Annotated in this window: 13 protein-coding genes; 10 read left to right on the top strand and 3 right to left on the bottom strand. The window is 29.6% G+C overall.

Features of this window, described 5'->3' with window-relative positions; translation table 11 throughout:
- Positions 1 to 17 precede the first annotated feature (17 nt).
- Positions 18 to 1,502: a Na+/H+ antiporter NhaC gene (gene nhaC, locus I1A51_RS14560; RefSeq protein WP_196895162.1), complete on the bottom strand. Its 1,485-nt coding sequence runs from the start codon at positions 1,500 to 1,502 to the stop codon at positions 18 to 20.
- Between the two features lie 341 nt (positions 1,503 to 1,843).
- Between nhaC and I1A51_RS14555 the strand changes: the two genes are divergently transcribed.
- The 10 genes from I1A51_RS14555 to I1A51_RS14510 all read left to right on the top strand — a co-directional run bounded on the left by I1A51_RS14555 (position 1,844) and on the right by I1A51_RS14510 (position 13,608).
- Positions 1,844 to 2,752, top strand: a complete 909-nt coding sequence (locus tag I1A51_RS14555; RefSeq protein ID WP_196895160.1) for a pseudouridine synthase — start codon at positions 1,844 to 1,846, stop codon at positions 2,750 to 2,752.
- A 216-nt stretch (positions 2,753 to 2,968) separates the two neighbouring features.
- Positions 2,969 to 4,858, top strand: coding sequence for a putative porin (locus tag I1A51_RS14550; RefSeq protein ID WP_196895158.1), 1,890 nt, complete (start codon positions 2,969 to 2,971; stop codon positions 4,856 to 4,858).
- Between the two features lie 500 nt (positions 4,859 to 5,358).
- Positions 5,359 to 6,384 carry a Holliday junction branch migration DNA helicase RuvB gene (gene ruvB, locus I1A51_RS14545; RefSeq protein WP_196895157.1) on the top strand — a complete coding sequence of 342 codons (1,026 nt, stop codon included), beginning with the start codon at positions 5,359 to 5,361 and terminating at the stop codon, positions 6,382 to 6,384.
- Between the two features lie 3 nt (positions 6,385 to 6,387).
- Positions 6,388 to 8,115 (top strand): SulP family inorganic anion transporter, encoded by a 1,728-nt coding sequence (locus tag I1A51_RS14540; protein WP_196895155.1) that lies wholly within the window; start codon positions 6,388 to 6,390, stop codon positions 8,113 to 8,115.
- A 101-nt stretch (positions 8,116 to 8,216) separates the two neighbouring features.
- Positions 8,217 to 9,629 carry an MBL fold metallo-hydrolase gene (locus tag I1A51_RS14535; RefSeq protein WP_196895153.1) on the top strand — a complete coding sequence of 471 codons (1,413 nt, stop codon included), beginning with the start codon at positions 8,217 to 8,219 and terminating at the stop codon, positions 9,627 to 9,629.
- A 32-nt stretch (positions 9,630 to 9,661) separates the two neighbouring features.
- Entirely contained in the window at positions 9,662 to 10,081 is a 420-nt protein-coding gene (locus tag I1A51_RS14530) for a rhodanese-like domain-containing protein (protein WP_196895151.1), read from the top strand.
- 1 nt (position 10,082) lies between these two features.
- Positions 10,083 to 10,352 carry a heavy-metal-associated domain-containing protein gene (locus I1A51_RS14525; RefSeq protein ID WP_196895149.1) on the top strand — a complete coding sequence of 90 codons (270 nt, stop codon included), beginning with the start codon at positions 10,083 to 10,085 and terminating at the stop codon, positions 10,350 to 10,352.
- Positions 10,353 to 10,492: 140 nt separating this feature from the next.
- Complete coding sequence (locus I1A51_RS14520) at positions 10,493 to 11,827, top strand: cytochrome ubiquinol oxidase subunit I (RefSeq protein ID WP_196895147.1); 1,335 nt, start codon at positions 10,493 to 10,495, stop codon at positions 11,825 to 11,827.
- A 12-nt stretch (positions 11,828 to 11,839) separates the two neighbouring features.
- Positions 11,840 to 12,916: a cytochrome d ubiquinol oxidase subunit II gene (cydB, locus tag I1A51_RS14515; RefSeq protein ID WP_196895145.1), complete on the top strand. Its 1,077-nt coding sequence runs from the start codon at positions 11,840 to 11,842 to the stop codon at positions 12,914 to 12,916.
- A 98-nt stretch (positions 12,917 to 13,014) separates the two neighbouring features.
- The gene (locus I1A51_RS14510) at positions 13,015 to 13,608 is read left to right on the top strand and encodes a LysE family translocator (RefSeq protein WP_196895143.1); all 594 of its coding nucleotides are present in this window, start codon (positions 13,015 to 13,017) and stop codon (positions 13,606 to 13,608) included.
- Here I1A51_RS14510 and I1A51_RS14505 read toward each other — a convergent pair.
- On the bottom strand, positions 13,605 to 14,711 hold the full coding sequence (locus tag I1A51_RS14505; RefSeq protein ID WP_196895141.1) for a DUF4407 domain-containing protein: 1,107 nt from the start codon (positions 14,709 to 14,711) through the stop codon (positions 13,605 to 13,607). The genes I1A51_RS14510 and I1A51_RS14505 overlap by 4 nt on opposite strands.
- A gap of 249 nt (positions 14,712 to 14,960) precedes the next feature.
- Positions 14,961 to 15,749 carry an NAD(+) synthase gene (gene nadE / locus I1A51_RS14500; protein ID WP_196895139.1) on the bottom strand — a complete coding sequence of 263 codons (789 nt, stop codon included), beginning with the start codon at positions 15,747 to 15,749 and terminating at the stop codon, positions 14,961 to 14,963.
- Positions 15,750 to 15,786 lie beyond the last annotated feature (37 nt).

Genomic DNA, 15,786 nt, shown 5'->3' with positions numbered 1-15,786 from the left:
CTTTTCTATTTTATTTTTTAGAAGTTACTATCTGTAATTCCTGAAGGAATCGTAGTTTTCTTTACTAATCTTTTGATTTTAATTCCAAATGCTGCAAATGTTAAAGTCATAATTGGACTTAAATAATTAAAAATTGCAAATGGTAAATAGGTCAATGTAGGAACTCCTAATACACCAGCTTGAAATGCTCCACAAGTATTCCAAGGAATTAATACAGAAGTTACTGTTCCAGAATCTTCTAAAGTTCTACTTAAGTTTTCTGGAGCTAAATTTTTATCTTGATATGCTTTTGAAAACATTCTTCCTGGAACTACTATTGCTAAATATTGATCTGAAGCTGTAATATTTAATAATACACAAGATCCAACTGTATTTGCAAATAATCCAAATGTACTTCTAGCAATACTTAACAATGCATTACTCAATCTTTCTAAAGCTCCAATAGCTTCCATAATTCCACCAAAAACCATTGCACAAAGAATTAACCAAATTGTTCCTAACATTCCTGCCATTCCTTTTGCACTAAATAATTTTTCAGCATCAAAAATTTCATTTCCTGAAGCAATATATGTCTTATCTACGATTGCGTTCATAATCCCTTTATACATCACTTCAAAATTATAAACTCCATTTTCAGCTCCCGCAATTTTCTGAACGATTTCTGGTTGAAAAATAGCGGCAAAAACAGCTGCTAATAAAGTTCCTGCAAGTAGTGCTACCAAAGGAGAAGCCTTCTTTAAAATCATTAAAATAACAGCTACAGGTACTAAAAATAAAACTGGACTGATATAAAAAGTATCTTTAATACTAGCTAATAATTCTGTATGATCCATCATATTTCCAGATTCGTATTTAAACCCTAAAATAATAAACACAACCAGCGTTATTATAATCGATGGAACCGTTGTTAAAGCCATGTATTTAATATGATCAAAAAGTGTTGCTCCAGCCATTGCTGGTGCTAAATTTGTCGTATCCGAAAGTGGCGACATTTTATCTCCAAAATAAGCTCCAGAAATTACTGCTCCTGCAACCATTCCTTCTGGTAAACCTAAAGTTCTTCCAATTCCAACTAACGCAATTCCAATTGTTGCTGAAGTTGTCCAAGAACTTCCTGTTGCTAAAGAAATTATTGCTGTAATTATTACAGTTGCAGCTAAAAACCATGTCGGATTTAAAATTTGTAATCCATAATAAACCATCGCAGGAATTACACCACTAATTAGCCAAGTTCCCGCTAAAGCTCCAACCATTAAAAGAATTAAAATTGCAGAACTTGTAGATTTAATATTTTTGGAAACAAACTCCATCATTCTTTCATAACTGAAATGGTTTTTAAAACCAACAGCAGCAGCTACAGCAGCACCTAAAATTAATGCAAATTGATTTGGTCCTCCTGTTGCTCCATCTCCGAAAACATATACATTATACGCTAAGATTATTACTAATATAATTACGGGAAGTAATGCCTCGAATATAGAGATTTGTTTATTGTTTGTCATTTTGTAGTAAAAATTTTTTGAGAGGTGTAATTATACAGCTTTTTAAAAAAGTACACAAATAAAAGAAGTTAAAGAAATCAGCTTATTTTCTTCATTTTTAACAGAAAACAAATGTTATATATAACACATTTCATTAATTTAAGTTAAAAATAACACCAGAATCCTATTGCATTATTTTATTATTTTGATAAAAAGTAATATCTCTTTTTTTAAATTTCACAAAAAAGAATCTTTAAAAATTCCGTACATTTCAAAATCAATACTTTATTTATTAAAATATTAGAGGTTTAGTTTATTAATATTCAGAAGATTTAATGTAATTTTGCAAAAATTTTTAAACGATGAATGCAAATAGAAACTCGTCGAGAGGACGACACCAAGCAGGAGGAAGAAAATCATCAACTTCGAGAAATTCAAATTCAAGAAGTGGAAATGGAAAATTTAATCCAAGAAATCAATCTGGTACAAACAAATTTTCTGGAAGAAACGAAAGAAGGTTTGAAAAAGATGTAAAAAAAACGGTTAAAATCAAAAAAGAAAATGATGGAATCCGTTTAAATAAATACATTTCAAACTCAGGAATTTGTTCTCGTCGTGAGGCAGACAAATATATTCACGCTGGTAGTGTTACTGTAAATGGGAAAGTAATCACAGAAATGGGATATAAAGTTCAGCCAACAGATGAAGTTCGTTTTGATGGAACACTTCTAAATCCTGAAACAAAACGTTATGTTTTATTAAACAAACCAAAAAATTACATTACGACAATGGAAGATGAAAGAGGTCGTAAAACAGTAATGGATTTGGTTCGTAATGCAGCAAAAGAACGCATTTATCCTGTTGGAAGGTTGGATAGAAATACAACAGGACTTTTACTTTTCACTAATGATGGTGAAATGGCAAAAAAACTTACACATCCAAAACATAAAGTTCGTAAAATTTACCATGCAACTTTAGACAAAAAATTAGCTTTAAAAGATTTAGAAAAAATCGCAGCTGGTTTTGATTTGGACGGAAGAAGAGTAATTGTAGATGAAATTTCTTTTATCGAAGGACAAAAGAAAAATGAAATTGGATTAGAAATTCATTCAGGAAGAAACAGAATTGTTCGTAGAATTTTCGAACATTTTGGTTATACAGTTACAAAATTAGATAGAGTTTCCTTTGCTGGATTAACTAAAAAAGACATTCCAAGAGGTAAATGGAGACATTTATCACAACAAGAATTGAACTATTTAAAAATGGTTTAAACCAAAAATAAATTAGATTATCCTTTTATAAAGCGCAATCCACATTCTTTTTGAGTGTGGATTTTTTTATTAAAATATTAACGTCTTTGCGCAATTTTGACATAAGAAAAAACTTTAAAAGTTGTTTTAGATGTTGTATTGTAAATTGATTATTTTTGTGAGATAAATTTAATTATGAAAAAACATTTTATAACCATATTTCTGATTCTTCTTTCTATGAAAAGTTTCGCACAATTTTCTGGTGGGAACTTGAATAATAGAAATGTAAACGATAATGTAAGAAAAGGAGAATTATCAGTCGATTTAAGTGGAAAAACAAATTATACAGATTATAAAGTTATCTCTTATGATAACGATACTACCTACATTGACACTACGCTAACAATAAAAAAAGTTTATAAATATAATCCTAGAAGAAAAGACAATTTTGAATTGTTGGCTTTTAATAATATCGGTCAAACTTATACACGTTTAGGATATAATTTTCGAAATGAAAGTTGGATCCCAAACATGGGAGCAACAGCAAAAACTTTCGAATATTTTAATGTAGAAAATGTGCATTATTATTATGTTCCCACTCCTACTTCAGAAATATTATATAAAAATGCTTTTACACAAGGACAAGTTTTGAACTCATTTTTAACGATGAATACTTCAAGGCAATTTAATTTTTCTGTTCAATACAATGGATTGAGATCTCTTGGAAAATATCGTAATCAATTGAGTAGTCACGGTAATTTTATTGCAACTTTTAATTACCAAACTAAAAATAAAAAATATAAAATACGTGGACATTATACTTCTCAAGATTTTAGTAATAATGAGAATGGAGGATTAACTGCGGAATCTTTAGCTAATTTTAAATCTGGAAATACAGAATTTAACAATCGTGAACGTTTAGATGTAAATTATACTGATGCAACTAATTTTTATATCGGAAAACGCTATTATTTTGATCATGAATATAATTTCTTAAAAGAAAATGATTCCATTCAAAAACAAAATCAAATTAGTATAGGACACGCTTTTACTTATGAAACTAAACATTATGATTTTTCTCAAGAAACAGCCAATCAGATTTTTGGAGAATCTTTTAAAAGTGTTGTAAACGATCGAGTTTCTAACAAAACTATGTTGAATGAAGCTTATATCAATTTCGAATCTCCATATTTATTAGGAACTTTAAAAGGGAAAGCACAATATTATACATACGAACATGCATATAAAAGTGTCGTATTTTTAGACAGCCAAAGAATCCCAGCTCAAATTGATGGAAATGCAACTTCTATCGGAGCGGAATGGCATGCAAATATTAAGAAATTTCATCTAAATGCAGATGTAAATCAAGTTGTCGCAGGAGATTTAACTGGACATCGTTATATGGCAAATGCAAGTATTGGAGAAAAAGATAAATTTTTCATGAAATTAGAAGTTTCTGAAACTTCAAGAACGCCAAATTTTAATTTCCTTTTAAATCAAAGTTCTTACGTTGCTTATAATTGGTTTAATGATTTTAAAAATGAAATCTATCGAAATGGAAATTTCAATTTAGATACAAAATGGATTGATATTTCTGCGGATTATACTTCTATTGATAATTATGCTTATTTCAATGATGCAGAACAAACACAAGCTTCTCAATATTCTGGAACTATAAATTATTTAAAAATTAAAGCAGAAAATACTTTTAAAGTTGGTAAATTTTCTTTGACAAATACAGTAATGTATCAAAATGTCTTAGATGGACAGGAAGTTTTTAGAGTTCCAGAACTTTTAACAAGAAACTCTCTTTATTTTACAGATTATGTTTTTAAAGGAGATCCTTTATTACTTCAAACAGGTGTAACTTTCCGCTATTTTACAGAATATAATGCAAATGCTTACAATCCTTTATTAAGTGAGTTTTCAATTCAAAACGCTGAAAAAATAGGAAACTTTCCAATTTTTGACTTTTTTGTAAGTGGCCAAATTAGAAGAACTCGAATCTTCTTAATTTTAGAAAATTTCACTGCAAGTTTTACAGGAAGAGATTATTTTAATGCTCCAAATTATCCTTACAGAGATTTCAGTTTCAGATTTGGATTGGTATGGAATTTCTTTATTTAAAAGACGATTTATTACATCAATAATATTTTAAGAAGTGTTTAGATTTTTATATATCTAAACACTTTTTTCATAATTCCATTTTTAGATTCATTTGTTAAATATTTATTAAATATATTTTTTTAATACAATAAAAATATACTTTCATTTTTTTATAAGTTAAATAAATAGCATATAAATATTTTATTGATTTACAAATACTTGAACAACACTACTCTAATATTTATTCATTCATAAACTAATTTTAACGTAAAAATTAAACAATTTTCTTAAAAGTTAATTTTACTAAAAAAGCATTTTATATGAAAAACCTTTATTATCTTCACCTCGCAAGTGAATTTTCTTGTAAAATTTAAATCATCAAAATTTATTTTATGACTTTATTTTACTCAAACAGGGGAAACTTTGCTTCATATTGAAAAAGAGTATGGAGGTTGTAATTCAACCTCTTTTTTTGGCTCTTTAATACTCCAAAATCTTCCTATTCTCTGTATCTTTGTTTTATGAATGAGAATTTGAATCCGAATAAAGACCATTTTTCTAACGAAGAAATGGATGTCGAAAAAAAATTGAGACCTCTATCGTTCAGTGATTTTACTGGGCAAGAACAAGCTCTTGAAAACTTAAAAATCTTTGTACAAGCTGCAAATTTACGAGGAGAAGCTTTAGATCACACTTTATTTCATGGTCCTCCAGGATTAGGAAAAACTACATTAGCTAATATTTTGGCAAATGAACTTGGTGTTGGTATTAAAATAACTTCTGGTCCTGTTCTTGACAAACCTGGTGATTTGGCTGGTTTATTAACTAATTTAGATAGTCGTGATGTTTTATTCATTGATGAAATTCATCGTTTAAGCCCTGTTGTAGAAGAATATTTATACTCTGCAATGGAAGATTTTAAGATTGATATCATGATTGAATCTGGACCAAATGCTCGAACAGTTCAAATTTTCTTAGAACCGTTTACTCTTGTTGGAGCTACAACACGTTCAGGATTATTAACTGCTCCAATGCGTGCTCGTTTCGGAATTAGTAGTCGACTTCAATATTATAGCACAGAACTTCTGGCAACAATTCTTCAGAGAAGTGCAATGATTTTAAACTCAAAAATTTCTTTAGAAGCAGCAATAGAAATTGCTGGAAGAAGCCGTGGAACACCTCGTATTGCAAACGCTTTATTACGAAGAGTAAGAGATTTTGCACAAATTAAAGGAAATGGTGTAATTGACATTGAAATTGCAAAATTTGCTCTTGAAGCATTAAATGTAGATGCACACGGATTAGACGAAATGGATAATCGTATTTTGACAACTGTTATCGATAAGTTCGGTGGCGGACCAGTAGGAATTAGTACAATTGCTACAGCTGTTGGAGAAAGTGCAGAAACAATTGAAGAGGTTTACGAACCATTTTTAATACAAAAAGGATTTATTGTTAGAACACCTAGGGGTAGAGAGATTACAGCTGCTGCATATAAGCATTTAGGCAAAACGAAAGAAGGAAAACAGGGTGATTTATTTTTCTAAAAAATGAAGTTTAAAAAATACATTCCCATTTTAGATTGGCTACCTAAATATTCTTTAGATATTTTTAAAGGAGATTTAACTGCCGGAATTACTGTTGGTATTATTTTAATTCCACAAGGAATTGCATATGCATTGATTGCTGGAATTCCACCAATTTATGGATTATATACTGCCTTAATCCCACAATTTATTTATGCAATTTTTGGTTCTTCTAGACAAGTTTCTACTGGACCTGTTGCAATGGACTCCCTAATTGTAGCTGCTGGAGTTTCAACAATTGCAGTTGCAGGAACTGAAAATTATATTGCAATCGCAATTCTCCTTGCGCTGCTCGTTGGAGCTTTTCAGTTTTTGATGGGAATTCTAAAAATGGGATTTATCGTCAATTTTCTATCCAAACCTGTAATCACTGGATTTACTGCTGCTGCTGCTTTAATTATTGGCTTTAATCAATTTAAAAACCTCCTTGGAATTGATGTTTCTAGAAGTAACCAATTTCATGAATTAGTTGTTGATATTTGGAATCATATTGACACAATTAACTGGCATGCATTTCTAATTGGAGGAATTGCAATTCTTTTTATTAAAATTTTAAAAAAGATTAATAAAAAAATTCCTAGTGCAATTTTAGTGGTGATTTTGGGAATTTTAACCATGAAATTTGGAGCTACTTATTTTTCTACAGTTGAAATTGTAAAAGATATTCCAACAGGATTACCAAGTTTTACAGTTCCAGATATTAAAATGGAAATGATGGGAGATTTACTTCCAATTGCATTTACACTAGCAATGGTTGGTTTTTTAGAAATGATTTCTATTGGAAAGTCTTTGGAATGTAAACAAAATGAATATCGAATTCATCCAAATCAAGAATTAATTGCACTTGGACTTGGAAATATGGTTGGTTCTTTATTTCATTCATATCCATCTACAGCAAGTTTTTCAAGATCTGCTGTAAATCAAGAAATGGGAGCAAAAACAGGAATTGCAGCTTTAATTTCTGCTGGAATTGTTCTTATTACTTTATTATTTTTAACTCCTTTATTTTATCATTTACCAAAAACGATTCTTGCAGCAATAATTATCGTTGCTGTTTTTAATTTAATTAAGATTAGTGAATTCAAATATTTATGGAAAAGTAATAAAATTGACTTTTGGATGTTAATCGTTACTTTTTTGATGACACTTTTTGTTGGAATTAAAGAAGGAATTGGAACAGGTGTTGCTCTTTCTTTATTAGTTGTTATTTATCGATCTTCAAAACCTCATATGGCAATTTTAGGTCAGGTTGAAAACACACAATTTTATAGAAATATTCACCGATTTGATAATTTAAAAGTTGATCCAAGAATTTTGATTTTCCGTTTTGATGCAGAATTGTATTTCGCAAATACAACATATTTCAAAGAGAAATTAAAACACATGGTAAAACAGAAGGGAAAACAATTAGAAGTTATAATTTTAAATGCTGAAAGTATTAATGCCATAGACAGTTCTGCTATAGAAATGCTTGGTGAAAGTGTTAAGTTTTATAAAGCAAAAAATATCAAATTATATTTTACAAATCTAAAAGGTCCAGTTCGTGATGCGTTACACAGAAGTGGAATTTTGGATATTATTGGAAAGGAAAATTGTTTTTTATCTATTCATAATGCTGTTGAATATTTTGAAAAAAAGAATTCAGATTATCATCAGAAATATGATATATATTTAAATCAATCAAATACTTAGCATATTTTTTGTGGCATAAAAAAATGACAATTATTAGCTTTTGAAAGAAAACAAACACATAAATTTGTAAACAAACGCGTATCAATAAAAATTAAAATTACATGAAAGTTCAACAAATATTTACAGGATGCCTAGCTGAAATGGCATACTATATAGAATCGAATGGAGAAGCCGCAATTATTGATCCTTTAAGGGAAACTCAACCTTATTTGGATTTGGCTGAGAAAGATGGTGCGAAAATTAAATATATCTTTTTAACACATTTTCATGCAGATTTTGTTTCTGGTCAAGTTGATTTAGCTAAAAAAACTGGAGCTACAATCGTTTTTGGACCAAATGCAAATCCAAATTACGAAATACACCAAGGAACAGATAATGAAGAATTTATAATCGGAAATGGAAAAATAAAACTTTTACATACACCTGGTCATACAATGGAATCTTCTTCTTATTTATTAATTGACGAAGAAGAAAAAATGCCTTGTGTTTTCACAGGAGATTGCTTATTTATCGGAGATGTTGGTCGTCCTGATTTAGCTGTAAAATCTGATTTATCAGAAGCAGATTTAGCAGGACATTTATTTGATTCTCTTCGTAATAAAATCATGACTCTTCCAGATGATATTATTATTTATCCAAATCATGGAGCTGGTTCTGCTTGTGGAAAAAATATGAGTAAAGAAACTTTTGATACTTTAGGAAATCAAAAGAAAACAAACTATGCTCTTCGTGAAGACATGACAAAAGAAGAGTTTATCAAAGAAGTTACAGATGGATTAACAACTCCTCCACAATATTTCCCAAACAATGTAAAAATGAACAAGCAAGTGAATACAGAGTTTGACGAAATCGTTAATAAAGGAACTACTCCTCTTTCAGTTAAAGAATTTAATGATTTAGCAAATCAGGATGATGTTTTAGTAATTGATACTCGTTCAAAAAGTGCTTATACTGATGAAGGAACTATTCCTGGAGCTTGGTATTTTGGAATTGACGGAGGATTTGCGCCTTGGATTGGAGCTTTAATTAAAGATATTGATCAAAAAATCATATTTTTAGCTGAAGAAGGAAGAGAGAAAGAAGTTGTAACTAGACTTTCAAGAGTTGGTTATGATCATTCTTTAGGATATTTAAAAAGAGGATTACAAGCATGGATTGATGCAGGTTTAGAAGTAGATAAGATTGGTTCTATTTCTGCGGAAGAATTCAAAGAAAATCTTACAAATAATTCTATGGAAGTTCCAATGGATGTAAGAAAACCAAACGAATTTAATTCAGAACATGTTTTAGGAGTTTCAAGCTTTCCTCTTGATTTTATTCATGCTACTATTGATGATTTAGACAAAAACAGAAATTATTTTGTGCATTGCCAAAGTGGATATCGTTCGTTAATTGCTTCTTCAATTATGAAATCAAAAGGAATTAAGAATGTTACAGATGTTCGAGGTGGATTTAAGGCACTTAAAGCTTGTGGAGCAAAAACTTCTGATTTTGTTTGTCCTTCAACAATGTAAGAACTTAATAATTAACAAATACTAACTAATAAATGAAAGCCCTTAAATACTTTTGGATTTTTGTAATTGGATTAGCCTTGACAAGCTGTAATACTTCTAGTTCTAAAAGTTCAAATAATCAAGAAGTTCAAAAAGTGATCGTTGATATTACTCCTGAACAATTAAAAAAAGATCAAGAGGAAGATATCCAAATTGTGGATGTTCGTACTCCTGAAGAATTTAAAGAAGGTCACGTTACTGGTGCAAAAAACATTAACGTTTTTGATGATAATTTCGTAAAAGAAATGGAAACACAATATAAGAAAGATGAACCTCTTTATTTATATTGTAGAAGTGGAGCAAGAAGTATGAAAGCAGCAAAAATGTTGAAAAAAGCTGGTTATACAAAGATTTATAATGTAGATGGAGGGTTTTTAGCTTGGAAAAGCAAAAATTATAAAATCGAAAAATAAAATGACGCAAACTATTAAAATAAATAATTTAAAATGTGGTGGTTGTGCAAATTCAATCATCAAAAAAATAAATGAATTAGACGGAGTTTCAAATGTAGAAGTAAATGTAGAAACTTCAGAAGTTTCTGTAGATGTTTCTAATGATGAAATTTTAAACTCTGTAAAGGAAAAATTAGCACAAATCGGTTATCCAGCAGAAGGAATGGAAAATACATTCGTTCACAAAACGAAATCTTTTGTGAGTTGTGCTGTTGGAAAAGTAAGCAGCTAATTTTCAAAAAAATAGTTTTAAATATAAAATACTATTACTTATCTTAGTGATAGTATTTTTTTATGCTCTTTTTCTTTTCAACTCCTCCATTTCTACTCTCTATAAAAGGCATAAAAATCATCATATTAAAACTTTTCATTATGGAGGATATGATTTTTTATGATCGTATGCAATTTGCATTTACAATCACTTTCCATTATTTGTTTCCACAATTAACAATGGGTTTATCATTAATCATTGTTTTTTTTAAAGGGAAATTTCTTTTAACTAAAAAAGAAAATTACAATAAAGCCGCACATTTCTGGATGAAAATTTTCGCTCTGAACTTTGTAATGGGTGTTATTACAGGAATTCCAATGGAATTTCAATTTGGAACTAATTGGGCTAGATTTTCTGAATTAACAGGGAGCGTTATCGGGCAAACTTTAGCCATGGAAGGTATGTTTTCATTCTTTCTAGAATCTTCTTTTCTTGGTTTATTTCTTTTTGGTGAAAAATTACTTGGACAAAAACTACATTTTCTTACTGGATTTCTAGTTTTTCTTGGTTCTTGGCTCAGCGGATGGTTTATCATTGCAACAAACGCTTGGATGCAACATCCTGTAGGCTATGAAATTTTAGAAAATGGAAAATTTGTTTTGAATAACTTCTCTGCTCTTTTTACAAATCCTTGGCTACTTCCTGCATATCTACACAATCAAATGGCTTCTTTGGTTACCTCGTCTTTTGTTGTTGCTGGAATTGGCGCTTTCTATGTTCTTCAAAACAAAAATCATTCTTTAGGTAGAATCTTTCTTAGAATGGGCGTACAATTTGGAATTGTTGCAACAATTATAGTTGCAGTTCCTACAGGTGATATGGTTGCAAAAAATGTTGTCAAATATCAACCAATTACTTTTGCTGCAATGGAAGGTGTTTTTGAAACAGAACAAAGTGCTTCTATTGTGTTAATTGGGCAACCAAATATGCAAGAACAAAAGCTTGATAACGTTATTAAAGTTCCTGGAATTCTTAGTTTCTTAACTTATAAAAACTTCGAAACTGAAGTCAAAGGATTAAATGAATATGATAAAAAACTTTGGCCAACAAATGTTCCTGGACTTTATTATGCATATCATATTATGGTCGGTCTTGGAACCATTTTTATTCTTATAATGTTTCTTTCTTTTTTAAATCTTTGGAAAAAGAAATTACCAAATCGAAAATGGCTTCTTTGGATTTTAATTCTTTCCATGCCTTTTCCTTATATCGCAAATACTGCTGGTTGGTATACAGCCGAATTAGGCCGTCAACCTTGGCTTGTTTATAATCTTTTAGAAACACAACATGGAACTTCTCCAACTGTTTCTTCAGGAAATACACTTTTTACTCTTCTCGGATTTATAGGTTTATATCTTTTATTAGGAATGCTGTTTTTAGTGCTTGTTGGAAAAATAGTTTACAAAGAATTAAAACAAGAAAAAATCACAAATTAAAATCAAATCACTATGGAATTATTTTGGTATATCGTTTTACTTAGTATGCTTGCCATTTATGTTGTCTTAGATGGTTATGATTTTGGTGTTGGAATTATTCATTTGTTCTTTGCAAAAAATGAAAAAGACAAAAAAATTCTGAAAAATGCTATTGGTCCTTTTTGGGATGCAAATGAAGTTTGGCTAATCGCTTCTGGAGGTGTTCTATTCTTTGCTTTTCCACTTGTTTACGCTTCTTCTTTTAGTGGCTTTTATCTTCCATTAATCATGATTCTTTGGCTTTTGATTTTTAGAGCAATTGGATTGGAATTTCGTGGTCAAGTTAAAAATGTTCTTTGGTATAAAATCTGGGATACTGCTTTTGGTGTTTCTAGTTTATTACTCGCGCTTTTTTTTGGATTGGCTCTTGGAAATGTTGTTCGCGGCGTAAATCTTGGTGGTGTCATTGACGGTGTTGCAAAATATGATGAAAGTTATTTTTTCCTTCCTCTTTGGAATAGTACTTTAAATCCACATGCTGAATCTCTTGGAATTATTGATTGGTTTACACTTTTATTAGGTTTAATTTCTCTTTTAATTATAACTATTCACGGTGCAAATTGGCTTATTTTTAAAACAAATTGTTCTTTTAAAGAAAATCTAAAAAATTATATTCTTTATTGGAATTCTGGCGTTGTTTTTTTAACTATTATTGGAATTATCACTTGGCATTATGTTAGAGAAAATCCATTTGACAATTTTAATAAAAATCCTATTTTGTGGATTATTCCTTTAATTAGTTTAATCAGTATGCTAATGCTTTTTAGAGTTAAAAGCTTTAAAAAAGAAAGTACAGGTTTTATTTATTCTTCTTTATTTATCATCGCTTCTTTTTTCTCAACAGCAATCGCAATGTTTCCTGAAATTTTACCTTCTTCTAATACAATTCACGAACCATTGACAATTTACAATAGTGCAGCTCCAGAATATGGATTAATAATCGGAAGTTATTGGTGGATTTTTGGAGTAATTCTAGTAATGATTTATGTTTTTGTACAATACAGAATTTTTAAAGGGAAATTAGACGGAATTAATTATGGAGAACACTAAATATTAAAATAAACTTAATTTTCATAAACACCTGATTATCAATTAAAATATTCTTTAACTTTAAAATAACAGATCAACTTTCTAAACTTTTAAAGAATATGGTAAAGGCTTTTATGTTTGCTTTTATGGTTTCTATTGTCATTGGTCCAGTTGCAATTTTAATCATAAATTACGGATTAAATGGTGGTTTAAAAAAAGCATTATTAGGATGTTTAGGCGTTTGGGTTGCAAATTTCACCATGACTTTTGCTGCATATTCAATCAATTTAGTTTTTGAAGATTCTCTTTCTTTGGATGAAGATATTTTAGACATTGTCAGTTCTGCAATTCTTATTGTTTTTGGTTCTATGATTGCCTATAAAGCCATTAAAACAAATATTCTTAGTTCGTATGTTAAATGTAAAAAAAGAACAATGCATCCTGTTCTTGGTGCATTTTTACTTGCTGTAATTAATCCTTTAAGCTTTGTAGCATATTTTTCTTTTGCAAAAGAATTAAATGTTATGAATGTTCAAGAATCTTTTCAACTTGGTCTCGCTTCTTCTATAGCTGCCTTAATCGCCATGACTGCTTATGCTTTTTTAAGCGGACATTATTTAAATAAAATTTCAAATCCAACCATCTTAAAGTTTATCAATATTGGAAGTGGTGTTCTAATTATTGGGTTTGGTATTTTTAATTATTTCTATTAAATTTTAAATACTTGTCCTTGCTTTTGTAAATATGCTTCTGTTTGTGATTTCTGAACTTCTAATTCTTTCCCTGTTTTATATCGAATCAATTCTTCATTTTTTCGAACATTTTCATGCACAACTTTATTAATATGATTCGCAGATTTCAACATCTGATCTAATTTCGTTTCTTCTTGTTCCGCCCAATTTTTCACATGTGATTCTTCATTCTGAAAATGATAGTCATAAATTCCTTTTGGTGTTAAAAATTTTGTAATAATTGGAGCTGTTTCTACAATAATAAAAAGCAACATTATGAAAAATTGTGGTAAAAAATCCAATTTTCCCATCGCTTTAATTCTTCGTAACAAACCATCGGATTCTTTTAAAACTGCCAATGCAGCTGCTTCTTTTTCTGTTTGCAATAATTTATAATTCTTATTTGCTTCTTCTAAAGCTAAAATCTTATCTGAATTTATTTTTTGCAATAATGTCAATTCATTTTGTGCAAAATCATGCTTTTCTCTTTTCTCTTTATATACTGGTCCTTTTCCTAATTTTCCCGTCCCTGCTTTTCCTTCTGCTTCTGTAATATATGTTGTATAAAGTGAATCTACTTCGGCTTTTTTCGTCGAAATTTCAGCTTTTAATAAATCTATTTTCGCATTATTTTCCTTAATATCTTCCGTAAATTGTTGTCCGATAATATCTTTTTGTTGTAAAACTTTTTGATTTTCTTCTTCTTGTAAAATCTGATTTATTTCTTTCTCAAATAATTTTAATTCTAATGGTTTTGCAATCACAATTGCAATTACAACGGCTAAAACTATTCTTGGTAAAATCTGTGTAAATTCTTTCCATTTTGAATTTTGTTTTTTTAATGTAGAAACAATAAATCGATCTAAATTAAAAATTAATAATCCCCATAAAACCCCAAATCCTATGGAAACATATAAATTTTTAAAAACCGTAAATAATGAAAAACCTCCAGAAATACTTGCCATAATAGCAGTAAACAAGACCGTTCCACCTATTCCAAAATATTTTATTTTTTCTGACTTCGGACATTTTTCGAGCAATTCTGTATCTACACCAGAACACCATAAAAAGAATTTATTTAGCATAACCCAGTAGTTTGTTATACAAAGTAACGAAAAAATAATAGAAGTATTTTAATTTCCTTTCAATTTTTATTTGGAGCTTCCTTTTTCTCTTTCGCAAAACTCATAGAAAAAGTCGGGCTTTCCACTATATCTTTTGCTGCAAATCTGCAAGCAGCAAAAGGATGCCGTTTCAATCCCTAAGCCATAATTCAAAAAAAAATCCTACTTTCATAAAACTTGAAAAGTAGGATTTTTTATTTATTTAATTCTTTATTTATATTCTTCTGGAATCATGCAAACTGGAATCGGATTCATTTTATGTTTATTTGCTCGATTTCTATTTTTAAAAATTCTAAAAACTTCTTTTTTCCTTCCTTCAAAATCTTCTAAAGTTTTTCCATTTTCATCAGCTTTCATTGCCCATTCTAATTCATCATATGTTGCTCCAATTTGATCTTCATCAGTTCTATCATCACCAAAAAGTCCGTCTGTTGGTTTTGCATTTTGAATCGATATTGGAACATTTAATACGTTCGCTAAAGCAAAAACTTCCGATTTCATCAAATCTGCAATTGGACTGACATCTACACCTCCATCTCCGTATTTTGTATAAAATCCAACACCAAAATCTTCTACTTTATTTCCAGTTCCTGCAACCAGAGAACTATGCATTCCTGCAAAATAATATAAAGTTGTCATTCGAATTCTTGCACGAGTATTTGCTAAAGTTAAATCTAAAATAGGAGAACTTTCAGCAGTTGGCATCGCATTTTTAAAAGTTTCAAATGTTTCTGTTAAATCTGCTTCTATACTAGAAACATTCGAAAATCTTGATTTTAAATTCTCAATATGTTCTTTTGCTCTATTCACTTGACTTTGCTCTTGGTGAATTGGCATTTCCACACAAAGCGTATTAAAACCAGTCAAAGCACATAAAGAAGAAGTTACAGCAGAATCAATTCCACCTGAAATTCCAACAACAAAACCTTTAACTCCAGTATTTTCAGCATAATCTTTTAACCATGAAACAATGTGTTCTACTATTTTTTCAGAATTCATCTTAAACTAATTTTGTATTTTTGGCGTTTTACTAAAG

The organism is Aureivirga marina (assembly GCF_015767265.1).
GTDB classification, from domain to species: Bacteria; Bacteroidota; Bacteroidia; order Flavobacteriales; family Flavobacteriaceae; genus Aureivirga; species Aureivirga marina.
This window is presented reverse-complemented; position numbering and strand designations above follow the sequence as displayed.